Origin of the sequence: Providencia rettgeri (assembly GCF_013702265.1) — a bacterium.
Classification (GTDB): Bacteria; Pseudomonadota; Gammaproteobacteria; order Enterobacterales; family Enterobacteriaceae; genus Providencia; species Providencia zhijiangensis.
Genome location: NZ_CP059348.1, coordinates 2,189,611 through 2,213,112, shown reverse-complemented (window position 1 = coordinate 2,213,112; position 23,502 = coordinate 2,189,611). Strand labels below are relative to the sequence as shown.

Genomic DNA, 23,502 nt, shown 5'->3' with positions numbered 1-23,502 from the left:
TATGGAACATTCAACACGCAAAAGCCCTTTATTATCGGTGCAAGATTTAAACGTCACATTTGCTACCCAAGATGGGGATGTGACGGCGGTGAATAAACTCAATTTTGAATTGAGTGCTGGGGAAACTCTGGGAATTGTGGGGGAATCCGGCTCGGGGAAATCCCAAACCGCTTTTGCCTTGATGGGATTGCTGGCAAAAAATGGCCGAGTAGGTGGCTCCGCCATGTTTAATGGCCGTGAGATTTTAAACCTCAAGGAGAAAGAGCTTAACCGCATGCGCGCGGAAGAGATCTCCATGATTTTCCAAGACCCCATGACCTCCCTCAACCCATACCTGAAAATTGGTACGCAGTTATCTGAAGTGTTGATGCTGCACAAAGGGATGAGTAAGAAAGAGGCCTTTGAAGAATCCGTACGTATGTTGGATGCGGTAAAAATGCCAGAAGCTCGTAAACGCATGAATATGTATCCGCATGAGTTTTCTGGTGGGATGCGCCAGCGTGTGATGATTGCGATGGCGCTACTGTGCCAACCAAAATTGCTGATCGCCGATGAACCGACAACCGCCTTGGACGTCACGGTACAAGCGCAGATCATGACCTTGCTGAATGAACTGAAGCAGGAATTTGATACCGCGATCATCTTAATTACCCACGACTTAGGGGTTGTCGCTGGTGTGTGTGACAAGGTACTCGTAATGTATGCGGGGCGCACGATGGAGTATGGCAGCGCACGAGATATTTTCTATCAGCCATCTCATCCATATTCGCTGGGTTTATTAGCGGCAGTGCCGCGCTTAGATGGTGATGACGATAACTTAGCCACGATCCCAGGCAACCCGCCAAACTTATTACGCTTACCAAAAGGGTGTCCGTTCTCACCGCGTTGCCAATATGCAAACCAGCACTGTGTAGAGCAAGAACCTCAATTAGCCAGTTTTGCACAATCACGTTTACGTGCCTGCTTTAAGCCTGTGGAGGAATTAGTATGAGCCAAGAAAATAGGCAGGTACTGCTGGAAGTCAATGACTTAAAAGTGCATTTTTCCATCAGAGATAAACAACAATGGTTCTGGCAGCCGGATAAAAGTTTAAAAGCCGTCGATGGGGTGACACTACGTTTATACGAAGGGGAAACCTTGGGTGTGGTGGGGGAATCTGGCTGCGGTAAATCCACATTTGCACGTGCATTAATTGGTTTGGTGAAATCTACCAGTGGCACGGTGACGTGGCTAGGGCAAAACTTGCTCACCATGAACGACAAACAGTGGCGTAATGTGCGTAGCGATATCCAAATGATTTTCCAAGATCCACTAGCATCCTTAAACCCACGGATGACGATTGGAGATATTATCGCGGAGCCACTAAAAACTTATCATCCGAAGATGCCACAAAAAGAAATCACTGAAAAAGTGAAAAAAATGATGATGCGAGTCGGGTTACTACCCAATCTGATCAACCGCTATCCTCATGAATTCTCTGGTGGCCAATGTCAACGCATTGGGATTGCACGGGCGCTGATTTTAGAGCCGAAATTGGTGATTTGTGATGAGCCAGTGTCTGCGCTGGACGTCTCCATTCAAGCGCAAGTGGTGAACTTACTGCAAGAACTTCAGCGGGAAATGAAGCTTTCTTTAATCTTTATTGCCCACGATCTCGCGGTGGTCAAACACATTTCAGACCGCGTACTCGTCATGTATTTAGGACATGCGGTGGAGCTGGGAACTTACGACGAAGTGTATAACAACCCGCTGCACCCTTATACGCGCGCATTGATGTCTGCGGTGCCAGTACCGGATCCAGATAAGGAAAAAAATAAGCAAATTGAGCTGCTTGAGGGGGAATTGCCATCACCAATTAACCCGCCTTCAGGTTGTGTATTCAGAACCCGCTGCCCAAGTGCGGATGCTGAATGCGCTAAAACCCGCCCATTACTAGAAGGAAGTTTCAAGCATGCAGTGTCTTGTTTGAAAATTGACCCACTGTAATCGATAAGATTTGCGTTTTATTGTTGTATTAAGGCTCCCTTTATCATTTATAAAGCGGAGCCTTTTTTATGCTAAACAATTTTCAGAGAATTCAAACCTAATTGCTACTTAAAATAATCAGTTAGCTATGATATTAAAGGCAATGATATTAAAGACGATAATATTAAAAATAAATAATTAAAACTTATAGGGCAGTAACCATTAATGAGTGACCATTTGCAGCAGATCCATCAAGCATGGCAAGCCATCAACCAGCGCTATGCAGATGACCAAATCCAACGTATTCAACAAAAACTCCCCCTTGCTAAGCAAATGGACAGCGATGAAGCGTTGTTCGGAGCGGACAGCCACCATTACCAGCTCAATCCACCTTTGGATATGGCACAGATAGCACAGTGGCAGCGACGTACTGGTGTGCAATTACCCCAAGAATATGTGCAATTTATGACGCAATTGGGTAATGGAGGCGCAGGCCCTTACTACGGTATAGAGCGCTTTGAAGACAGTGAAAATCGTTATGATGCGGTGGCATTACCTTGCGTGCTTAGCCCAACCATGAGCAATGAAGAGTGGCAAACACTCAGTCACTTAGCGGAAGATTGCAGTGATGAAGAGTACGACTCACGGGAAAGTTTGCTTCACCAAGGGCTGTTTTACCTTGGCACTTGCGGCTGTACGTATGACATCCTGCTGGTGGTGACGGGCAAACATGCCGGGCGACTGGTTTATACCCACGAATGGTGTGACTCGCCAACACCGTATCAGTTTGCTTATGAAAGTCATTTCTTGGATTGGTATGAACGCTGGCTAGATGAAATTATTCAGCAATATGATACTGGTTGGTTTGGACATCGGATGGGCGGTGATGAAACTACGTTATTCAACCTATTTCATCATGAAGATAATGAAAAAACGAAGCTGGCGGCGCTAGAAGGACTGAAAAAGTTACCGTCATTATCGGAAAAGGGCATTGAGCAACTCGCTCGTATATTAGATAACGAAATACTCAACGTTTACCATGTGAAGGCACTGGAAGTATTAGCAAAATATTCCGTTGCTGCTTCATCGGACTATTTAGCCCAAACGCTTGAGAGCCAAAATATTGCGCAAATTAATCGTGGATTGCAGCTGATTTATTGGTATCAAAAAGCGGATTTAGCGAAGTTTCAATCGGCTATTTTAGCCAAATTAGCACAGTGCGAACATGCAGATACGGTGAGCTTTGCGGGATATATCCTCAAGGAATTGCAAGCGATCAAAGTGGAAGATTTCCAACACTTATTTAATCATGCTGATAGTCAGATTGCCGTCAGTGCGTTGTATGCGGCTTCCCATGATGTCAATTTTAGCCAAAAGGTCGCTAATTACTTTGAATATATGATTGCGGATAAGAGTGAAGTTGCATTAACCGCTATCCAAGCTGTCGCGCGTTCACCTGAATTTGCTGATGGGGTGGAACCGTATATTGCGGCGGCGTGGGAAAAATACCCATTAGATAAGAGTGATTATATTCGCAATAATCTGCGTCTCTATATTAAGAAGCATTATTTGCCGTTGGATTTAGCAGAATAAAGTTTAATAAAAGATGAGGGAATATTTCCCCCATCTTTTATTTCTACTTACTGTTTCCATTCGATATGTTGGAAAGGGTGCTTAGGGTTCCGGCTGATAAGAATTCGTGCAAAGATATCGTCAATCTCATCCTCTGGGCTTTTAGCAAGTCCGATCACCACTTCACTCATTTGCGCTAAAGGTAATCCTTGAGTGGCGAGAATATGCCAATCTTGACTGAATGGCACAATTTCAGCCGCGCCACACTCTTCGAACTGCAAAGCGAAAATCACTTGGTCGGCAGGCTCTAAGTTCTCCATCGCACCTTCAAGGAAAAGGTCATAGGCAATTTCAATGATTTCATCTTCATCGATTAGGTTAATACTTGGGTTCTGGCTCATGACGTTTTCCTAACAGTTAAGCAATGGTGATGATAGTTATTATAATTACAATAATGGGCTAAAGAAGTAGCACAGGCGCTCAATTACACGGTTCCAGAACGGGCGTTGTTCCCATTCTTCAATATCTAAGCGTGTGGAGCGAGCCATATAATCATACTGAACCAGCGTCAGATCGCTACCAAAACTTTTATCGTCAATCACGACTGTAATTTCAAAGTTCAGCCATAAACTGCGCATATCTAAGTTTACTGAACCGACTAAGCTTAATTCCCCATCAACACAGACACTCTTGGTATGCAGCAACCCATCTTCAAACTGGTAAATTTTCACGCCAGCTTCCAATAATTCTGTATAGAAAGAGCGGCTTGCCCAACGAACTAAGAAAGAGTCATTATGGCGAGGCATGATGATACTGACATCAACACCGCGCATCGCTGCGGTACAAATTGCATGCAGCAAATCATCACTTGGTACAAAGTATGGGGTGGTCATGATCAGCTGCTTACGAGCGGAGAACATCGCCGTCATTAATGATTGCTGGATAAGTTCTTCAGGGAAACCCGGGCCTGAAGCAATCATTTGGGTAGTATGTCCGTTATCTTGCTCGAACGGCATGATATTGCTATCTGGTGGTGGCGGTAAAATGCGTTGTCCTGTTTCCATTTCCCAGTCAAAGGCGTAGACAATTCCTAATGTGGTGCTCACTGGGCCTTCCATACGAACTAAAATATCTACCCATTCACCGACACCCGCATCTTGTTTAAAGTAGCGCGGATCCACCATGTTCATACTGCCGGTGTAGGAGATATAGTTATCAATCACAACGATTTTACGATGCTGGCGTAAATCCATACGGCGCAGGAAAAAACGCATAAGGTTGACTTTTAGAGATTCGACAAACTCAATCCCTGCGGCACGCATTTTATCGGGATAATCACTGCGGAAAAAATGCCAGCTTCCTGCGGAGTCCACCATAATGCGGCATTTAACACCACGTTTTGCCGCATTGAGAAGGGCTTCAGTGACTTCATCGACTAGCCCACCTGGTTGCCAAATATAGAACACCATTTCGATAGAGTTCTTAGCATTATTAATATCATTGGCAATGGCTTTTAGTGAGTCTTCGCTGGTGGTCAGTAATTGAATGCGGTTGCCTTTGACGCCTGCAATACCTTGGCGTTTCTCACACAGTTGGAATAATGGCTCCGCAACGGGGCTGTTATCATTAGCAAAAATGTGTTTGGAGAGGCGTAGATTTTCCAGCCAAGTGGCAACTGAAGGCCACATTTGATGGGCTTTATCGATACGACGTCGACCTAAATGAAGTTCACCAAATGCAGCATACGCGATGATCCCCACCAGTGGCAGGATATAAATGATCAGCAACCATGTCATCGCTGAGGTGACGGGGCGACGTGTGACGAGGATACGAACAGTAACCCCAGCCACAATTAACCAATACAGAAAAAATAGTAACCAACTCATTAAGGTGTAGACGGTTGCCATAATGGATAACAAGCCTCACTGACAGAGAGAAAAAGAGTCGAAAAAAGAAAATATGTCTTATTAAATATAGACTAAGAATAAACATACCAGAATTTAGTAAAAGTTCTGAATAAAAACTGAGTTAAATAGATAAAAGTGCAATTAATGATAAATTAATTGGTTCAACTCCATTTTTTGCGTGATGATTTTGTTTTTTCCTTGATAACTTCCTCTTGGTTCTCGTGAGTAAAGGCATATAATATTTCGCTGTTACGAACACACACCTGATAAGGATTAAAAAGATGAGACGCAGTAGGCAAGAAGTGGGTCGCTGGAGAATGCTAAGACAAGTCGTTCGCCGCCGTCGCCGTTGGTTAGAAAGACACTCTCGCCGCAATATGCACATTTATTCGCTCCGCAAAATGGACATCTATAAACGTCGTCATTCCCTGTTATTTACACAGTGGATTGAGTAAGGGTATTCACGTTTATACTCACATTTTTAACTTTGTTCGCTAAACCTTATTGAATATGATTGCTATTTGCATTTAAACTATTAGCCATATTCAATAAGTAAACGGTGTAGGGTAAAAATTGCATATGCGTGGTATCAGACTGTTAGTCATCATTGCTGTTTCATTATCAATTCATGCGGGCTTGGCTATGGCGTGGATTTTTAATCAACCGAAATTTCCTCAACCTGAGGAGCCAATCTCGATAGCAATGCTTTCGTTTGCTGAACCAGCCGCCACTCCACCAGCCGAAACACAGGCAGAGCCAGAGCCGGTCGTTGAACCTGAACCTATCATTGAACCCGAGCCTATTGTTGAACCGGCGATAGTCTTACCGCAGAAAAAACCAGAAGTAAAAAAGAAACCTGAACCGAAGAAAGAACCTAAAAAAGAACCGAAAAAAGTTCAAGAGCCAGTTAAACCCGTTGAAAAACAACTGGCGATGAACAAAACGCCATCCACAAATACAGATACTACGCCAAAAGAAGTCACCAACACGCGCGGAACTGATACTAACGTCAAAAATAATGCAACAGCATCTAACCAATCTACGGGGCAACGTGGTCCAAAAGCATTAAGTAAACAAGCGCCAGAATACCCAGACCGCGCTCGTCGCCTAGGAAAAAATGGTTATGTGAAAGTACGCTATGACATCGATGAAGATGGGCGAGTGCAGAACATTGAGTTTGTCGAAGCGTCACCGAAAGGGATGTTTGAGCGTGATGTGAAGCGTGCAATGAACCGTTGGAAATATGAAAAGCTGCCAGCGAAAGGCTATACCACTGAAATTTACTTCAAAGTGGATGGCACAGTAAGCCAAGCTTAAATGCTAGGAAATATCGGGATCAAAAAAGGGCGCTTATGAAGCGCCCTTACTGTATCTGAATAATTAAGTTTGAGGTAGTGAACTTTCTAACTCGAAATGTTGCTTATCTTCAGGTAATGCACGAGGCGTATTGTCATCATTGACCGCCACATAAGTAAATACCGCATCAGTAGCTTGATAACGCTGACCTACAGGGTGGGTTGCCACTTTTTTCACCCACACTTCAATATTGATAGTGACGGAACTTTTCCCTGTTTTTAAGCAGCGAGCATAACAACAAACAACATCACCAACAGCAACTGGTTTTTGAAATTTAATGCCATTGACTGCCACTGTTACTACGCGACCCAGAGCAATTTCTTTTGCTAAAATCGCGCCGCCAATATCCATTTGAGACATTAGCCAGCCACCAAAAATATCGCCATTCGCATTGGTATCTGAAGGCATTGCCAAAGTACGTAAAACGAGTTCACCGTTAGGTAATTGCATATCAAACTCTTTATTAAAAGGAATTAAACACTATGATTTTGTTGCTCATTTATAGCAAACAAACATAAGTATAGTAAACCGCTAGAGTACATCCAGTCACAGATAATTGTAACAAATCACTGTGATAGGCATAAAAAAGCTGCGAAAGTGCGCAGCTTATTTATCATCATAATAATTCGAAGAAATAAATTACTCTTCTGGCTTTTCTGCCTGAGGCTCTTTAGTCATGTGTTTGAAAATATACACCACACTAAGGATTGTGAAAATTAAGGTGCCAGCCGTCAGTCCAAACACTTTAAAATTGACCCAGACACTCTCAGCCATCCAATAAGCCACGTAAATATTAATAACAGCGCAAGCAATAAAGAAAATACCCCAAGCGGTATTTAATTTTAACCAATAGCTGTCTGCTAATTTAATTTCTTGGTTGCTACCCAGCATTCTTTGAATGAGTGGTTTTTCTGTAAACCATTGGCTCGCAAACAGAGCAATACCAAACAGAGCATAAATGATGGTGACTTTCCATTTGATAAAGTCAGCGCTATGAAATAACACCGTTAACCCTGCAAATACCATCACAATCGCACAGGTGATTTTTGCCACTCTTTCCACTTTTTTATAAATAAAGTAAGTGACCAATAAGGAAATCGGGGTGGTTATCAGTAATGATTGGCTAGCAACATAAATATCGTATTGCTTATAAAAGAGAAAAAAGATAACCAAAGGAATAAAATCAATAAGTTGTTTCATAACGGTGGATTCAGATCCTTAACGTGAACATAATCAGCTTAAATAGAGTCAATTCAAACAGAGTCAACTTAAACGTAGTGGCGTAGTTTAACTGATTTTGCGCAGATTGTTAAAAGTTTGCTCTCTTTTACCAAGAATTAAGCCTGTAAACCAATCAAATTTGCACTATTTTACCCTTATTTGACTTAGTCCTAGATAAACTTTAATAGTTCGGATATAAATAGTCTACACAAGAAATTAACTGATTAATTTTTAGAGATTTTTCCATGATAAAGGCGCGATTATTTAATCTGATGCCCGGTTTACAAACCTTTAGCCAATATCAGTTGGCGAACTTGGGACCGGATGTGAAAGCGGGGCTGTCGGTCGCCGCCGTGGCGCTGCCTGTGGCAATTGCTTATGCTGAACTCATGGGGATCAATGCCATTGTCGGGCTATATGCCTGTATTTTACCGATGTTGATGTATGCATTGTTTGGAACCTCTAAACAATTAATCATTGGGCCGGATGCGGCAACCTGTGCGGTGATCGCCGCTGCCGTTGCGCCCTTGGCGATGGGGGATGAAAACACCCGTTGGCAATTAATTATTGTGATGAGCTTAATGACGGGAATATGGTGCCTGATTGCGGCACGTTTTCGTCTGGGGATGTTTGCCGATTTCTTATCCGGACCGATTTTACAAGGGTTATTAAATGGGGTCGCACTGACCATTATTGTCAGCCAGTTAGGCAAAATTTTTGGTATTGATTCCCTGCCTTCTGGGTTTATCGAGCGTTTAGTGGCGCTACCGCTCGCGCTATCGGAAACCCATATTCCGACATTAACGGTGGCGGTATTAACGCTAACGGTGACGATGGTCATCAAACGGGTACGCAGTAAATGGCCTTCATTGTTAATTGCGATGGTCTTGGCAACCAGCGCCAGCATTGTTTTCAATCTTGAGCAATATGGCATTAGTACCGTCGGTAATCTGGGTAATGGATTACCCTCGATAGCGGCACCGGATTTTAATCCCGGCTTATTGCGGGACTTGGTGACGCCATCCTTAAACTTGGCAGTCATCAGCTTTGTGAGCTTTATGATGACGGCGCGAAGCTTTGCCAGCAAAAATGGTTATACCGTGGATGCAGACCAAGAGTTGCGCGCCTTAGGCATGGCGAATATCGCGTCTGCATTATCTCAAGGATTTGCGGTGAGTGCGGCCAGTAGCCGAACTGCTGTAAACGATATGATGGGCGGTAAAACGCAGATGGTATCGGTCATTGCCGCGCTTACTATTTTGGTGGTGTTGCTGTTTTCGATGGATTTGTTGGGTTATATTCCGATGCCTGCATTAGGGATGGTGCTGGTAGTATCCACGTTTTCACTGATTAGCTTTCGCAGCATTTATTCTATGCGTAAACGTAACCGACAAGCCTTTTTCTTATGCGTTTTTACTTTATGCGCAGTGCTAGTGGTCGGCTTGATCAGCGGCGTGGGTTTTGCCGTGTTGTTAGGTTTGCTGCAATTTTTGCGGGTGATATTCCGCCCAACAGATCAATTATTAGGGGTCGATGAACAGGGCATGTTGCACTCTATGAACCCTGATAATGATATTCAGGCGGTTGAAGGGGTGCTGATTTATCGCTTTAACTCACCGTTGACCTATTTCAATGTTAACTATTTTAAAGATCGTTTAAATAAGCATATCGATAGCCAGCGTAAACGTCCGGCGTGGGTCATTGTGGACGCTGCCGTTAGCTTCACCCATAACGACGTGAGCGTTTTCTCTGCACTTAATGAGCTCGTGACGTCATTAAAAGCGAAAGGGGTAACGCTGGTGTTGGCTGGGCGAAGAACATCCCTAAACCGTTGGTTATCACAAAATAAAATTAGTCGTTCTGATGATGATTTACTGGTAGTGCCAGATATCTATTTCGCTATCCGCTTGATCCAGAGTAAACAGCATATTCAGCAAAAAAGCGTTGAAGAGCGCAAGGAGAGCGAGGAAGGAAGCGTCGATAGTAAGTTGTCAGAGTAATGGTATCGATAGGATGAAAAACAAAAGGGCGTCACTTTGAAGAGACGCCCTTTTTGATCATTAAATCTGTTTCTATTTATGCGTTATGCGTTATGCGTTTTTGCTGCTCAGCATATATAAACGGAAAAAGTAAATTAAGGCAAAAGCGGCAATCATGTTGTTGATTAGGAATGAAATGCCATTGACCACAATATGATTCAGTTGCAGGCTGCTTAACAGCATACTCACTAACATTTGCGTTGCCATCCAAATTAAAATCATTGGGGCAGCGATACGCCAATTGGCAAACGCCAGCTTCCAGCTTCTGCCCATGGCATTAAATGGATTCACTTTTTCATTCATTAAAATGGCAGGAGCAAGAGAAAAGCCAATCGCCAAAATCAGACCAGGAAGTACCATCAAGGTGATACCCAGCTGAATTAATAAGGAACAGATAATCAGCAGCAGGAACATCGCAGGGGCTTTAGGTAATGATGAAACCAATGCTTGAGTCCCGTTCACGGCTTCACCGCGAGATAAATTGGCGATATAAGAAAGCACGCCGCACATCAGTACCAAACTTCCCAATGCTACGGATAAAATCAAGCCCATAGACACACGCAGAATGCTGTTTTTCTCGTCTTCAGGTAAGTTCAGTACCCAATTTTGTAACCCAGCATTACCCGCTTCAAGTAGCTGGTTCTGCGCTTCAAGTAACACGCCAATCATCCGTTCATTAGGAATTAACATTGCGTAGACAATCACGCTGATTGCGGTGGCGATTAACACAATGGTGAAGAGGCCATTCAACTGGTTTTTAAAAAAGTTGATGCTGTCACGAAAGAGTGAGTTGGCCGAAATGGACATGTAACTGCTCCTATCTACAAACGGAATAAAAATTTGACGGTGATTGTAACTGAGTATCGGACGTATAGGTAGAGAAAGATAAGAAAAGTCTGGGAGTTAGCCTAAATAGGTGCGCTACTCAATAAATGAGTGCATCTCTATTAATAAAGAATAATCCTAAAGGTGTATTTTAAATATATATTTAAATCGCAGTTTAATTAGCCATTAATATAAAATCATTTCTTATTTTAATAGTTATTTCATGAAAATTGATTCAAATCAAAATAGAAAAAACCAGTAATGGAATAATAAACTCAGCTTTATTACGAAATATATAAATTAGCAAAAGATGTGATCTTGATTTGAATATTAAATTTAAGAATAGGCTATATTTTTGCTAAATAATAAACATAGGAATGGGATTGACAATGAAAAAACTCACTGCGCTTGTATTGGCTGCTGCAACTTTAGCTCCAGCGGCTTCATTTGCTCATGAAGCTGGCGACTTTTTATTCCGTGCAGGTACGGCTACGGTAAGACCAAATGTTGGTGGCGATGACGTTAAATTAGGCAATGCAAATTTAGGTCATTTTGATGCAAATAATAATACCCAATTAGGTTTAACTTTCGGTTATATGATCACCGATAATATTGGTGTGGAATTATTAGCAGCGACTCCTTTTGAGCATAAAGTTGGTACAGGCCCGACAGGAAATATCGCAACAGTTAAACACTTACCACCAACTCTGATGGCTCAATATTACTTCGGTGGCAAAGAAGATAAACTGCGTCCTTATTTAGGTGCAGGTTTGAACTATACCTTCTTCTTTGATGAGAAATTTAATAGCACTGGTAAAGAAGCAGGTCTGTCTGACCTAGACCTGTCAAGCTCTTGGGGCTTTGCAGCGCAAGCAGGTATGGACTACATGCTTGATGAAAACTGGATGTTAAACGCCTCTGTTTGGTGGATGAATATTGACACTGACGTTAAATTCAAAGCAGGTGAAGACCGCGTTAAAGTTGATACTCGTTTAGACCCATTTGTATTTATGTTTGGCGTGGGTTACCGCTTCTAATTTTTTAAGGACTTAAGCAAGTTTATTCTTGCTCGCTAATGGATTAGAAAGCAGTAAAGAAATCCGGGAATATATTCCCGGATTTTTCGTTTTTAGAGAATAAAGAATATAATGAGTAGAGAACTCAATGTTAAATTATGTATATTTTATTTAACATTGAGTTCACAACTTCAAGAAAGACCAATAATCAGAGTGGAAATTTAATTCTATAATTAAATACCAAGATAGATATTTAAACTAAATTAGACTGAGTGACTTTACCTAATATATTTTAAATATTATCCTCGAAGTAGAAATTTGACAAAAGCAATTGAATACATTAACGGCTATTTGAAATAAAAAAGCCATCAAAATATGGATGGCTTTCTGACACAATGAAGAAAATAAATTAAGGCGACTATTTCTGCGTGGCGGCTTTCATATTTGCCACAAACTCCGTTAATTTACTGAGCATCTCTTGTGGTTGCTGTAGGTTATTTTCAATGATTTTTACCACAGCAGACCCCGATATTGCCCCCGCAGCGCCATTACGAATGGCTTCAGTCACTTGAGCTGGCTCTGAAATACCAAATCCTTGAAGCGCTGGCGCTGCGCCATATTGGGTTAATTTGCTCACTAAATGGGTTAATGGCATTTGCGCTCGCTGCTCTGTGCCAGTGACGCCTGCGCGAGAGAGTAAATACGTATAACCTTGGCTATGTTCTCCAATCTCTTTTAGCAGTGCGTCATCCCCATTTGGTGGACAAATAAAGATAGGGGCGATGCCGTGGGCGATGGCTGATTCACGAAATGGCTTTGATTCACGCATTGGTACATCGGCAACTAAAACGGAATCTACGCCAGCCTGTTGGCAACGCTGATAAAAATGGTCGATCCCATTGGTGAAAACTAAGTTAGCGTACACCAATAAGCCTATCGGCATATCAGGGTGTTTGGCTCGAATACGCGCTAATAATTCAAAGCATAACGTCGGTGTGATATCGCTTTTAAAGGCACGTAAATTGGCATTTTGAATTGTCGGGCCATCCGCTAAAGGGTCAGAGAAGGGGATGCCTATCTCTAAGGCATCTGCACCACCGGCAATTAACGCATCGACAATTTTTAAAGAAAGCTCAGCATCAGGGTCGCCTAACGTGACAAAGGGAACAAAAGCGCCTTGATTTTGTTGGTTTAAACGCTGAAAAAGTTGAGTATAACGCGTCATTAGATTTCCCCTTTGCTGGTCAAAATATCATGTACCGTAAAAATGTCTTTATCACCACGACCGGATAAATTGACAATTAACAACTGCTCTTTATTTGGATTTTGCTCTGCCATTTTGAGGGCATACGCCAATGCATGAGATGACTCTAATGCAGGAATAATCCCTTCTTTGCGTGACAGTAATTTAAAGGCGTTTAGCGCTTCATCATCGGTAATCGAAACATATTCAGCACGACCAATACTGTTTAAGTGTGCATGTTGAGGCCCCACTGATGGGAAATCTAACCCCGCTGAAATGGAGTAAGATTCTTCAATCTGCCCCTCAGAGGTTTGCATCATTGGGGATTTCATACCGAAATAAATCCCAACACGACCATGTTTTAACGGAGCACCGTGTTGCCCTGATTCAATACCGTGACCGGCAGGCTCAACACCAATTAATCCGACGCTTTCTTCAGGAATAAATGACGCGAACATACCGATAGCATTGGAACCGCCGCCGATACAGGCGATCACCGCATCCGGTAGGCGACCTTCCTTATCTAAAATTTGCTGTTTGGCTTCATCACCGATCATGCGCTGAAATTCACGCACAATGGTCGGATATGGGTGAGGACCCGCCGCCGTGCCTAATAAATAGTGTGCGGTTTCATAACTGCCAGACCAGTCTCTTAGCGCTTCATTACAAGCATCTTTTAGGGTTGCAGAGCCGCTATGTACAGGGATCACTTCGGCGCCCATGAGCTTCATGCGAAACACGTTCGGAGATTGGCGTTCAACGTCCTTTGCACCCATGTAGATACGGCACTTCATATTTAATAAGGCGCAAGCAAGGGCGGTAGCGACACCGTGCTGACCCGCACCCGTTTCAGCGATAATTTCATTTTTACCCATACGTTTGGCGAGTAATGCTTGACCCAACACCTGGTTGGTTTTGTGCGCGCCACCGTGAAGTAAATCTTCGCGCTTTAAATAAAGTTTAGTTTTGGTTCCTGCTGTCAGGTTGCGGCACAGAGTTAATGCAGTTGGACGACCCGCATAGTTTTTAAGTAGGTCATGGAATTCGGTTAGGAACGCAGGGTCATTTTGTGCGTCAATAAAGGCATCTTCTAGTTGGTTCAATGCTGGGATCAAAATTTCTGGGACATATTGCCCACCAAACTCACCGAAATAGGGATCTAATTTGCTCATTATTTATTATCCATTTTAAGTTTATATGTTCAGTATGATTAATATGGCTTTGTGCTAAATCGCCATACGGGCTGATTTCAATGCATCAAAGACTTGGTTTAATTTTTGTTCGGATTTAATACCCGGTTCGATTTCAATGCCGGAGTTAAAATCAAGCCCATTGCAGACGAGTTGGGCGGCTTGCTGGCAGTTTTCAGGGCTAAGTCCGCCAGCCACCATCAGTTTGTGGCCACTATTTGTTGGTATTGATGACCAATCAAAGGTTTTTCCTGTACCACCCGCGCCGTTATCTAATAGCAGTAAATCAATTAACGCAGGGTCATAATCGACGATTTGGCTATCAGCCATATTCAGCGCTTTCCAAATATGGCAGTGAGTTGGCAACATTTCACGTAATTGTGCCATGTAGGTATTATCTTCATCACCGTGTAGCTGAACCGCATGCAACGCCAATTGTTGGGCAATATGCGCCACAAAATCTGCGGATTGATTACGGAAAACGCCCACAAATTTAAGTGGTGCAGCATGAATAATTTGCCTTGCCTGTGACAGTGTCACTTTACGGGGGGATTTTTCAGCAAAAATCAGTCCACCAAAGTTAGCGCCTGCAGCAAATGCGGCTTTAGCATCTTGTTCACGGGTTAATCCACACACTTTATGCTCACCAATCAGCAGGTTACGCAGTGCTTGAGGTAAGTCCGCTTGCTCCATCAGAGCACTACCAATTAAGAAGCCGTTCGCGACATCCGCAAGGCTTTGAATATGTTGATGTTGAAGAATACCTGACTCGCTGATCACCACGGTTCCAGCCGGTAAACGCGGAGCGAGATGACGTGTACGATTTAAATCGATAGACATATCGCGCAGATCGCGGTTGTTGATCCCAACCACCTTGGCTTTCAATGTTATCGCACGTTCCAGCTCTTCGTCGTTGCTCACTTCGGTGAGTACGCCCATATTCAGTTGGTGTGCAACATCGGCAAGGGCAAGGTATTGTTCATCATTTAATACGGACAGCATTAATAAAATGGCATCCGCTTGGTAATAGCGAGCAAGGTATATCTGATAAGGGTCAACGATGAAATCTTTGCACAGAACGGGTTGTTTCACGGTATTGCTGACGATGGTCAAATAATCCATTTTGCCTTGAAAATATTTTTCGTCAGTCAAAACTGAAATTGCAGAAGCATAAGGGGCATACATGCCCGCAATCACTGCAGGATCGAAATCTTCACGGATAAGCCCCTTGGATGGAGACGCTTTTTTGCACTCTAAAATAAACACAGGGCGCTTCGCTTGTAAGGCTGAGTAGAAATTTCGTTGAGCAGGTTGCACTTCAGATTGAAAACTTGCCAGCGGTTGACGCTGTTTGCGCTCTATTAAATAGGCAAATTTATCATCCACAATCTTTTGTAATACAGTGCCTTTCATCTTAGTGCTCCCTTGCAGCTAGTGCCAGAACGCGGTCAAATGCTTTACCGCTACGAATAATATTGAGTGCGTGTTCGCTGTTTTCTTTTAAATCTTCGTAGCCATTAATACGTAACAACATGGCGACATTTGCGGCGACAGCAGCTTCATGAGCAGCTTGACCATGACCTTGTAATAATTGTGTCAGTAGAAAACGGTTTTCATCTGGGGTACCGCCTTCCAAATCTTTCAGCTGATAAGGGGCTAAGCCAAAATCTTCAGCTGTCAGAGTATATTGCTGAACCTCACCATTTTTTAACTCGGCGACATGGGTTGGTGCATGAAGTGAAACTTCATCCATCCCTCCACTATGTACCACAGCAGCGCGGGTAAACCCAAGCATTTGCATGGTTTTTGCTACCGGTTCAACCAATGAATCTTGATAGACGCCCACTAAAGCTAACGGTGGGCGAGCTGGGTTAATTAATGGGCCCAGAACATTAAATAAAGTACGGGTTTTTAATTGGCTACGCACAGGCGCGGCATGGCGGAATCCACTGTGATATTGCGGCGCAAATAAGAAACATAAGCCTAACTCGTCTAACGCATCACGGGCGCTTTGAGCGCTTAGATCTAAGGCAATGCCAAAGGCGGCGAGTAGATCCGATGAACCTGAACGACTGGAAACGCTGCGGTTGCCGTGTTTCGCGACTTTGATCCCACATTCTGCCGCCACAAATGCGCTGGCGGTGGAAATATTAATACTGTTGGCGCCGTCTCCTCCTGTGCCGACAATATCACTGAATTGATAGTCAGGGCGTGGGAAAGGTTGGGCGTTTTCTAAGCATGCCAATGCAGCACCGGCAATTTCTTGTGGTTGTTCGCCACGCATTTTCATGCTGATCAAGACGGCAGCAAGTTGGGGCTCAGTGAGTTCACCTTGAATAATTGCGTTAAATAAATATTGGCTCTCTTGTTGAGTTAACGCTTGCGCCTTAAATAATTTATCGTAAATGTTTTGCATGATTGGCTCTCTGTGTCCCATTAGTGCGAATGTGATGTTGTTTTGTTGGGGGAAGAAAGCGCCCATACCACCGTATTTTCTAACAACAATTTTCCTTGGGTGGTTAAGATGGATTCGGGGTGAAACTGGAATCCACACACTCGCTGTTCATCATTGCGCACCGCCATGACCATGCCATTGGATTGTGCGCAAATAGTTAATGATTCAGGGATTTGGCTACCCACTAAAGAGTGATAGCGAGCCACTGAAATAGGGTTTTCTAAGCCGGTAAACATGGCTTGTTCATCGTGGGTCGCCATTGATGCTTTGCCGTGTAAAATTTCACCTGCAGGGGAGACTGTTCCGCCATAAGCTTCAACAATGGCTTGATGCCCTAAGCAGATGCCAATGACAGGAATGGTGCCTATTACTGATTTAAGTACTTCCGGCATACAGCCCGCGTCACTGGGTTTTCCAGGGCCCGGTGAAAGGACTAAAATCGCATCATCGAGCTGATTCAATACAGATAAAACATGTGCCGCATTAACGGTGTTGCGGTAGATCACCACGTGATGACCACCAGAGCGTAATTGGTCGACCAAGTTGTAGGTGAAGGAGTCGACATTATCGAGTAGTAAGATATTAGCCATTAAAATAACTCCTCAACTTGGTGGGCTTGGGCAATGGCGCGGATCACCGCGCGGGCTTTATTACGAGTTTCGTCGGCTTCACCTTGTGGAGACGAGTCGAGGACAACGCCTCCGCCAGCTTGAACGGTGGCAATGCCGTTTTCGACATACGCGGAACGAATAACGATGCAAGTATCAAAGTCGCCTTTACCATTAAAGTAACCCACAGCGCCGCCGTAAGAGCCTCTGCGCTCTTTTTCACATTCTGCGATCAGTTGCATCGCTTTAACTTTCGGCGCGCCGGTTAATGTCCCCATATTCATACAGGCTTGATAAGCATGGAAAACATCTAAATCGCTGCGTAACGTGCCAACAACATGGGAAACTAAGTGCATGACAAAAGAGTAGCGGTCAACTTTGGTCAGGTTGGCAACATAGCGGCTACCCGCTTCACAAATTCGTGCTAAATCATTACGGGCTAAGTCCACTAACATAATGTGTTCGGCCAGCTCTTTTTCATCGGTACGCATGGCTAATTCAATACGGCTGTCTAAATCTAAGTCGATGTTTCCTTGCGCATTACGTCCACGAGGACGAGTACCTGCAATTGGGTAGATTTCCACCATGCGAGTTTGTTTGCTGTATTTCAACGCGCTTTCTGGGGAAGCACCGAACAGGGTGAAATCGTTGTCTTGCATATAGAACATGTACGGGCTTGGGTTTTGCGCCTTAAGTTTTTGATAGGCAATCAACGGTTGTGCACATGGCATACTGAATTTGCGTGATGGGACGACTTGGAAAATATCACCGCGGTAGATGGCTTCTTTTAATGTATTAACTACACGCCCATATTCTTCATCGTTTTTATTGATAGTGACGCTGAAGTTGTCTTGTTCACCCAGAGGTAATGCGGGTAAGTAAGGGCGGCACGCAACGATAATGTCGCTGTGGCGTTGTTTTACTTGTTCGACGATGTGGGTGTCTGCGGTAAATAACAGGCTTTTTAAGCGCGCAGCTTGGTTCTGATGGTCGATCACTAAATAGTGTTCAGCGACAAAAAAGCAGAAATCTGGGCATTGGTTTGTGGCTGCGACTTCTGGTAATGCTTCAAAATTTGCCACTAAGTCATAGGCAAATAATCCGCCCATAAACAGGATTTCTGGTTTCGGGAAGTGGGCTTGCGCCACTGCAGGCAATGCGCGTAATACATCCAAACATGATGCGCTTTTTAAGCGGCTATCTTCATCTAATTGGCTTTCTGGTTGAGCAAAGATGACGGTCAGATGGTTTGTGGTTAAATCGCGAGAAATTGCTTTCTCGGCTAATTGCACATTAATTAAAGGCAATAGGGCTTGGCCATTTTCAGTTAACGCTTCAATTTCAACCCGTTGACCAAATGCACGGATGCGTAATGCGCTGTCGATGATTAACAGGCTTTGTAAATTGGCTTTGTTGTTGACTTCAGCCGACTCTAACAGCATGGTAGCGGCTTTATTCTGGCACAGGTGATTAAATAACAACGTAGGATCCGGTTGATAGTTAATTGGGCTATCCAGATGATTAAAATGTGCTAATGTGGTGTTTTGTTTGTTCATTTTGCTGCCTTAAGCTAATTTTAGACGTAAAAAAACCCGCTGGTTGAGGGCGGGTTCGGCACTGAGGCATTAACAATTTATGCGCGTGCGGCTTCCGCCCAATTTGGGAAGTCGCGCCACCAACGATTTGATAAATTGAAAATAGTCATACATGCCTCACTGGATAAACAAATTAAGTTTTAAATGCTTTTGAATACTAATTCTTTTGAATACAAGCAATCTTGCGTACTAGTAAACTAGATCGCGTGATTTGTGTCAATAGCAGTTTGTATTTATTTTTAATTTTCGTTAAGTCGAAAGGGAGAAGGTAACACTATGTCGCAAGATTCGACGCCAATAATGACTCGCTATGACTTACATAGCCATACGAATGCATCAGATGGAGAATTGCCTCCCGCTGAGTTAGTCGAACGTGCGATAGCAATGGGTGTGAATATTTTATCAATTACGGATCATGATACTTGTGATGGCTTAATTGCTGCCAAAGCGTATCTTGCTGATAATTCACGTCCATTAACATTAGTTAACGGGGTTGAAATATCCACCTTGTGGGAAAATATTGAAATTCATATTGTTGGATTGAATTTTTCACCGAGTCATCCAGCAATGGAAACGTTACTCACGCAGCAATCACAACGCCGTCTAGAACGCGGGATTGAGATAGGTCGTCGCTTGCAAAAGGCGGGGATTGAGGATGCGTGGGAAAATGCCCAAGCGATTTCAGGTGGCGGACAGGTCACACGTGCGCATTTTGCGCAGTATATTGTCAAAATTGGCAAAGAGAAAACCATCAATAATGTGTTTAAGCGCTATCTGGCGAAAGGAAAAACTGGCTATGTACCTGCTCAGTGGTGCAGCATTCAAGAAGCCGTGGATGCCATTCATCAATCTGGCGGTGTCGCGGTTCTGGCGCATCCATCAAAATATCAATTATCGAATAAATGGTTGAGACGCCTGATCGATCACTTTAAAGCCTGCCAAGGGGATGCGATGGAAATTTCTCATTGCCAGCAACCAGCAAATGAGAAGCGATTTTTAGGAGAGTTGGCACAAGAGGCAAACTTGAAAACCTCTGTTGGATCAGACTTCCATCGCCCTTGTTCGTGGATTGAGTTAGGGCGGAATTTATGGCTCCCTGATGATGACCAAGCCGTTTGGACCCTCTGGGATAAAGTGAATGAGGGATAAAGTGAATTGACGGGCAGCTAAAACCCCCTAGTTTGTAAGAATATTACCTAATTCGTTGATGGATCACGGTTTGGGTGTAAAATAGTCTGTATATGAATTATTTTATTGAGTCACAATATTATTTGATAAAGATATTATTGTGACCATTGTGTTTTGTAAGAACCGTTTTGTTTTGCAAGAACAGATAGATAGTGCCATTTTTAGGTCGTTCACCGGATGATGCTGTCGATACTCAACTATAGAGGTCACTATGAGCCAGTTTTTTTATATCCATCCGGACAACCCTCAGGCAAGGCTGATAAGCCAAAGCGTTGAGATCCTGAATAAAGGCGGTGTTGTCGTCTACCCGACAGATTCAGGCTATGCCATTGGTTGTCGTTTAGAAGAAAAAAATGCCCTAGAACGTATTTGCCGTATCCGTAAATTGGATTCAAACCATAACTTTACCTTGATGTGCCGTGATCTATCCGAAATCTCTAATTATGCCCATGTGGATAACACCGTATTTCGTTTAATCAAAAACAATACACCGGGTAATTACACCTTTATTTTAAAAGCCACCAAAGAAGTGCCTCGTCGCTTGATGAACGAAAAGCGTAAAACCATTGGGTTACGCGTACCATCAAACCCTATTGCCCGCGACCTGTTAGAAGCGGTGGGTGAGCCATTAATGTCCACTAGCTTGATTTTACCGGGAGATGATTTTACCCAATCTGATCCAGAAGAGATCCGCGACTTACTGGATAAACAAGTGGATTTAGTGATCCACGGTGGTTACATCGGGCAAAAACCAACCACGGTAATTGATTTTACCGACGACACACCAGTTGTCGCCCGTGTCGGAACTGGCGACCCAACCCCATTTGAATAAGCCAGTCTTCCTTGAAGGTGCATTCTTTCAGGAAAGACGATTAGTCATAGGGGATCACAATAAACCTGTGTATAATGCGCAGGTTTTCAAATTCATCACTTTTTGCCGATGACGCAAGACTTGTTAATTGAGTGAGACGTGTTTTAATCGTGCAAAAAGCTATTTGACGCCTGTGAAGGCGACAGCTGAGGATCTCATGAGTTCTAAACCGCAACAAACTGAAAAGTTACAAAAAATTCTTGCCCGTTCAGGGCATGGCTCCCGCCGAGAAATCGAAGGTCTATTGAAAGAAGGCCGCATTAGTGTTGATGGCAAAATGGCAACATTGGGTGACCGTGTTGAAGTCAAAGCCTCCACAAAAATTCGTCTTGATGGTCGAGTCTTAGCGATAAAAGAGCCAGAAAAAGAAATTTGCCGCGTGATGGCGTACTACAAACCGGAAGGGGAATTGTGCACGCGCCATGATCCTGAAGGTCGCCCAACGGTATTTAACCGTTTACCAAAACTGACTGGGGCTCGTTGGATTGCTGTAGGGCGTCTAGATGTGAACACCAGTGGTTTATTGTTATTTACAACCGATGGTGAATTAGCTAACCGCTTAATGCACCCAAGCCGTGAAGTGGAACGCGAATACGCAGTACGTGTATTTGGTGAAATCACGGATGCAAAAATTCGTCAGTTAACCACTGGCGTGCAATTAGAAGATGGTCCGGCATCCTTTAAAACTGTGTCGTATCGCGGTGGTGAAGGAATGAACCAATGGTATAACGTCACCTTAACTGAAGGTCGTAACCGTGAAGTTCGTCGTCTATGGGAATCTGTTGGTGTGCAAGTGAGCCGCCTGATCCGTGTTCGTTACGGAGATATTGATTTACCGAAAGGTTTACCACGTGGTGGTTGGACTGAATTAGGTTTAGAGCAAACTAACTATTTAAGAGAGTTAGTTGAACTGGATGTTGAAACAGAAAGTAAAGTGTCTGTTGAGCGTGATCAGCGCCGCATCAAAGCTAACCAAATTCGCCGTGCTGTGAAACGTCACACTCAAGTGGCATCTCGTCCAGCTGCGAAGCGCCAAACTTCACGCCCAACGGCTAAACGTCGTACTCGAATCTAATCGTATAACGTTATTCGAATGGTTAAAAATAAAGGTTATGGTATTTGCCATAGCCTTTTTTATTTTTGTTTCAGTTAAATAGAATAGCGAAATAATCTGCTACTCTTTTTGAATACTTCAATTATTAATTCATTCAGTTTTCATTTATCTAGCAATTGGTTTGTTATGGAAAAATTGACTTAAAATCAAACAATCATTTCCGATAATATAAATAAACTATCCTAATCTTAAATTATTATTTATTGGTTGTCTTTTTTTGACTAGAAAGTGATAAAGTAAAAACAGGCTGGGTTATTCCACTTATTACTTTTACTTCTTTGTTATTTTGATATTTAAAACTTAAAATACGCCAATCAAGAGTTTATAAGGTATCTGTCACATTATGAGGCTTTTATATTGTACAACTCGTCCATCTAATCTATTTTTATCATAATGAAACAATAAAAGGTTTTAATGTTTATGTTATGTGCAAAGTCGGCGAAATATGCAGCACTATTGAGTTTTGGCATAACAAGTTGTGATGTTTATCAACCACATACTTCAGAGAGTGGGCGCTTCTTTTTTAGTAATGACTCGTCGGAAAATTATTCTTTTTTTATTGATAATAAACTGATGGTGATCCCGAAAGCGTCAGTGGGTAGCTTGTATTTAAAGCAAGGCTTACATTCCATGACAACCGGAGAAGGCCAGCACATTTATTTTATGGTTTACCCTGGTAATAAAGGGGGGATATTAAATCCCCAAAAGCATCTTTATTATTCTTATGGCTTTGTATACGGTAATAATGGAATTCCCTCTATTCATAATAAAATCATACAGGAATTAACTGTGGGTGATTATCGAGTAAAAGGGAGAGTTGAGAGTAGTGATGATTTCATTATTGATAATAACGTATTCAACTGTGATTACCCGATCGGAACACGGATCCCTGATGAATTAAATTCGCTAACGACAGTTAGTAAAATAAAAACAAAGTGTTTCTCTTATTCAGAATTAATTACGGCGATTTCTTCGGATGATAAGCAAATGACGCAACTGGTTGTGCGTCAAAATGAACCCGTACAAAACAATACGGTGAGTTTAACATTTGACTATCTTGTCACACTTCCTGTTTTTGAAGATCAGCAAATCCAGCAGTACGCGATGAAAGTGAACACACTGATTCAAGATTACCGAGCATCCTCTGACCCAGAAAAAAAACAGAACTTTTATAATCAATATCATGTAGCCGTATCGAATATGGCTGAGCTCTATAGCCAATGGGAAACTGGAGATAATTGTCTTGAAGAGCGACAAAAATATTTGCAATTCTTGTCGCAAACCGCCGCTATTTTTAGTGCTGGGGTTTTAAAACTGGATGTAGCACCGAAATAGCC

20 protein-coding genes, 1 pseudogene and 1 other annotated feature are annotated in these 23,502 nt (G+C 43.0%); of the genes and pseudogenes, 11 read left to right on the top strand and 10 right to left on the bottom strand.

What is annotated here, in order from left to right; all coding sequences use genetic code 11:
- Position 1: 1 nt before the first annotated feature.
- The 3 genes from H0913_RS10175 to H0913_RS10165 all read left to right on the top strand — a co-directional run bounded on the left by H0913_RS10175 (position 2) and on the right by H0913_RS10165 (position 3,558).
- A complete protein-coding gene (locus H0913_RS10175; RefSeq protein WP_154603726.1) occupies positions 2-991 on the top strand; it encodes an ABC transporter ATP-binding protein in 990 nt (329 codons plus the stop codon).
- The gene (gene oppF / locus H0913_RS10170) at positions 988-1,986 is read left to right on the top strand and encodes a murein tripeptide/oligopeptide ABC transporter ATP binding protein OppF (RefSeq protein ID WP_154603727.1); all 999 of its coding nucleotides are present in this window, start codon (positions 988-990) and stop codon (positions 1,984-1,986) included. The genes H0913_RS10175 and oppF overlap by 4 nt, the downstream gene beginning before the upstream one ends.
- 204 nt (positions 1,987-2,190) lie before the next feature.
- Positions 2,191-3,558 carry an SMI1/KNR4 family protein gene (locus H0913_RS10165; RefSeq protein WP_181477205.1) on the top strand — a complete coding sequence of 456 codons (1,368 nt, stop codon included), beginning with the start codon at positions 2,191-2,193 and terminating at the stop codon, positions 3,556-3,558.
- Positions 3,559-3,605: 47 nt separating this feature from the next.
- Here H0913_RS10165 and H0913_RS10160 read toward each other — a convergent pair whose 3' ends face one another.
- Both H0913_RS10160 and cls read right to left on the bottom strand, forming a co-directional pair.
- Entirely contained in the window at positions 3,606-3,938 is a 333-nt protein-coding gene (locus tag H0913_RS10160) for an HI1450 family dsDNA-mimic protein (RefSeq protein WP_154603729.1), read from the bottom strand.
- A gap of 45 nt (positions 3,939-3,983) precedes the next feature.
- Positions 3,984-5,444, bottom strand: a complete 1,461-nt coding sequence (cls, locus tag H0913_RS10155) for a cardiolipin synthase (protein WP_036956524.1) — start codon at positions 5,442-5,444, stop codon at positions 3,984-3,986.
- Between the two features lie 281 nt (positions 5,445-5,725).
- On the opposite strand from cls, the gene H0913_RS10150 reads away from it, so the two are divergent.
- Positions 5,726-5,899, top strand: coding sequence for a YciY family protein (locus H0913_RS10150; protein ID WP_132496008.1), 174 nt, complete (start codon positions 5,726-5,728; stop codon positions 5,897-5,899).
- A 124-nt stretch (positions 5,900-6,023) separates the two neighbouring features.
- A complete protein-coding gene (locus H0913_RS10145; protein WP_036956526.1) occupies positions 6,024-6,761 on the top strand; it encodes a TonB family protein in 738 nt (245 codons plus the stop codon).
- A 63-nt stretch (positions 6,762-6,824) separates the two neighbouring features.
- Here the strand turns inward: H0913_RS10145 and yciA are convergent, their stop codons facing one another.
- Positions 6,825-7,250, bottom strand: coding sequence for an acyl-CoA thioester hydrolase YciA (yciA, locus tag H0913_RS10140; protein ID WP_181477204.1), 426 nt, complete (start codon positions 7,248-7,250; stop codon positions 6,825-6,827).
- Between the two features lie 189 nt (positions 7,251-7,439).
- Entirely contained in the window at positions 7,440-8,000 is a 561-nt protein-coding gene (locus H0913_RS10135; RefSeq protein WP_154603731.1) for a septation protein A, read from the bottom strand.
- A gap of 266 nt (positions 8,001-8,266) precedes the next feature.
- Between H0913_RS10135 and H0913_RS10130 the strand changes: the two genes are divergently transcribed.
- Entirely contained in the window at positions 8,267-10,021 is a 1,755-nt protein-coding gene (locus H0913_RS10130; RefSeq protein ID WP_181477203.1) for a SulP family inorganic anion transporter, read from the top strand.
- Between the two features lie 90 nt (positions 10,022-10,111).
- Here the strand turns inward: H0913_RS10130 and H0913_RS10125 are convergent, their stop codons facing one another.
- The gene (locus tag H0913_RS10125; protein ID WP_154603733.1) at positions 10,112-10,867 is read right to left on the bottom strand and encodes a YciC family protein; all 756 of its coding nucleotides are present in this window, start codon (positions 10,865-10,867) and stop codon (positions 10,112-10,114) included.
- A gap of 407 nt (positions 10,868-11,274) precedes the next feature.
- Between H0913_RS10125 and ompW the strand changes: the two genes are divergently transcribed.
- On the top strand, positions 11,275-11,922 hold the full coding sequence (gene ompW / locus H0913_RS10120; RefSeq protein WP_036956531.1) for an outer membrane protein OmpW: 648 nt from the start codon (positions 11,275-11,277) through the stop codon (positions 11,920-11,922).
- A gap of 397 nt (positions 11,923-12,319) precedes the next feature.
- Here ompW and trpA read toward each other — a convergent pair whose 3' ends face one another.
- From trpA to H0913_RS10090, 5 genes and pseudogenes are all read right to left on the bottom strand, one after another.
- Entirely contained in the window at positions 12,320-13,126 is an 807-nt protein-coding gene (gene trpA / locus H0913_RS10115) for a tryptophan synthase subunit alpha (protein WP_154603734.1), read from the bottom strand.
- A complete protein-coding gene (gene trpB, locus H0913_RS10110) occupies positions 13,126-14,316 on the bottom strand; it encodes a tryptophan synthase subunit beta (RefSeq protein WP_154603735.1) in 1,191 nt (396 codons plus the stop codon). The genes trpA and trpB overlap by 1 nt, the downstream gene beginning before the upstream one ends.
- A gap of 54 nt (positions 14,317-14,370) precedes the next feature.
- Entirely contained in the window at positions 14,371-15,747 is a 1,377-nt protein-coding gene (gene trpCF, locus H0913_RS10105; protein WP_181477202.1) for a bifunctional indole-3-glycerol-phosphate synthase TrpC/phosphoribosylanthranilate isomerase TrpF, read from the bottom strand.
- 1 nt (position 15,748) lies between these two features.
- Positions 15,749-17,379 (bottom strand): annotated as a pseudogene (gene trpD, locus H0913_RS18655) (bifunctional anthranilate synthase glutamate amidotransferase component TrpG/anthranilate phosphoribosyltransferase TrpD).
- The gene (locus tag H0913_RS10090; protein WP_181477200.1) at positions 17,379-18,953 is read right to left on the bottom strand and encodes an anthranilate synthase component 1; all 1,575 of its coding nucleotides are present in this window, start codon (positions 18,951-18,953) and stop codon (positions 17,379-17,381) included. Before H0913_RS10090 ends, trpD begins: the two are co-directional and overlap by 1 nt.
- Positions 18,954-18,979: 26 nt before the next feature.
- Positions 18,980-19,081: a sequence feature (Trp leader region), on the bottom strand.
- 187 nt (positions 19,082-19,268) lie between these two features.
- Between H0913_RS10090 and rnm the strand changes: the two genes are divergently transcribed.
- From rnm to H0913_RS10070, 4 genes are all read left to right on the top strand, one after another.
- Complete coding sequence (rnm, locus tag H0913_RS10085; protein WP_154603740.1) at positions 19,269-20,141, top strand: RNase RNM; 873 nt, start codon at positions 19,269-19,271, stop codon at positions 20,139-20,141.
- Between the two features lie 250 nt (positions 20,142-20,391).
- Positions 20,392-21,012, top strand: a complete 621-nt coding sequence (locus H0913_RS10080) for an L-threonylcarbamoyladenylate synthase (protein ID WP_154638435.1) — start codon at positions 20,392-20,394, stop codon at positions 21,010-21,012.
- A gap of 196 nt (positions 21,013-21,208) precedes the next feature.
- Positions 21,209-22,126 (top strand): 23S rRNA pseudouridine(2605) synthase RluB, encoded by a 918-nt coding sequence (gene rluB / locus H0913_RS10075; RefSeq protein WP_036956541.1) that lies wholly within the window; start codon positions 21,209-21,211, stop codon positions 22,124-22,126.
- Between the two features lie 453 nt (positions 22,127-22,579).
- Positions 22,580-23,500 (top strand): hypothetical protein, encoded by a 921-nt coding sequence (locus H0913_RS10070; RefSeq protein ID WP_232368779.1) that lies wholly within the window; start codon positions 22,580-22,582, stop codon positions 23,498-23,500.
- The last annotated feature ends 2 nt before the right edge of the window (positions 23,501-23,502 follow it).

What these genes read in the sequence shown, in the direction of transcription:
- H0913_RS10175 (WP_154603726.1), top strand. Translation starts at nt 2, where the DNA reads ATGGAACATTCAACACGCAAAAGCCCTTTATTATCGGTGCAAGATTTA.
- oppF (WP_154603727.1), top strand. Translation starts at nt 988, where the DNA reads ATGAGCCAAGAAAATAGGCAGGTACTGCTGGAAGTCAATGACTTAAAA.
- H0913_RS10165 (WP_181477205.1), top strand. Translation starts at nt 2,191, where the DNA reads ATGAGTGACCATTTGCAGCAGATCCATCAAGCATGGCAAGCCATCAAC.
- H0913_RS10160 (WP_154603729.1), bottom strand. Translation starts at nt 3,938, where the DNA reads ATGAGCCAGAACCCAAGTATTAACCTAATCGATGAAGATGAAATCATT.
- cls (WP_036956524.1), bottom strand. Translation starts at nt 5,444, where the DNA reads ATGGCAACCGTCTACACCTTAATGAGTTGGTTACTATTTTTTCTGTAT.
- H0913_RS10150 (WP_132496008.1), top strand. Translation starts at nt 5,726, where the DNA reads ATGAGACGCAGTAGGCAAGAAGTGGGTCGCTGGAGAATGCTAAGACAA.
- H0913_RS10145 (WP_036956526.1), top strand. Translation starts at nt 6,024, where the DNA reads ATGCGTGGTATCAGACTGTTAGTCATCATTGCTGTTTCATTATCAATT.
- yciA (WP_181477204.1), bottom strand. Translation starts at nt 7,250, where the DNA reads ATGCAATTACCTAACGGTGAACTCGTTTTACGTACTTTGGCAATGCCT.
- H0913_RS10135 (WP_154603731.1), bottom strand. Translation starts at nt 8,000, where the DNA reads ATGAAACAACTTATTGATTTTATTCCTTTGGTTATCTTTTTTCTCTTT.
- H0913_RS10130 (WP_181477203.1), top strand. Translation starts at nt 8,267, where the DNA reads ATGATAAAGGCGCGATTATTTAATCTGATGCCCGGTTTACAAACCTTT.
- H0913_RS10125 (WP_154603733.1), bottom strand. Translation starts at nt 10,867, where the DNA reads ATGTCCATTTCGGCCAACTCACTCTTTCGTGACAGCATCAACTTTTTT.
- ompW (WP_036956531.1), top strand. Translation starts at nt 11,275, where the DNA reads ATGAAAAAACTCACTGCGCTTGTATTGGCTGCTGCAACTTTAGCTCCA.
- trpA (WP_154603734.1), bottom strand. Translation starts at nt 13,126, where the DNA reads ATGACGCGTTATACTCAACTTTTTCAGCGTTTAAACCAACAAAATCAA.
- trpB (WP_154603735.1), bottom strand. Translation starts at nt 14,316, where the DNA reads ATGAGCAAATTAGATCCCTATTTCGGTGAGTTTGGTGGGCAATATGTC.
- trpCF (WP_181477202.1), bottom strand. Translation starts at nt 15,747, where the DNA reads ATGAAAGGCACTGTATTACAAAAGATTGTGGATGATAAATTTGCCTAT.
- H0913_RS10090 (WP_181477200.1), bottom strand. Translation starts at nt 18,953, where the DNA reads ATGAACAAACAAAACACCACATTAGCACATTTTAATCATCTGGATAGC.
- rnm (WP_154603740.1), top strand. Translation starts at nt 19,269, where the DNA reads ATGTCGCAAGATTCGACGCCAATAATGACTCGCTATGACTTACATAGC.
- H0913_RS10080 (WP_154638435.1), top strand. Translation starts at nt 20,392, where the DNA reads ATGAGCCAGTTTTTTTATATCCATCCGGACAACCCTCAGGCAAGGCTG.
- rluB (WP_036956541.1), top strand. Translation starts at nt 21,209, where the DNA reads ATGAGTTCTAAACCGCAACAAACTGAAAAGTTACAAAAAATTCTTGCC.
- H0913_RS10070 (WP_232368779.1), top strand. Translation starts at nt 22,580, where the DNA reads ATGTTTATGTTATGTGCAAAGTCGGCGAAATATGCAGCACTATTGAGT.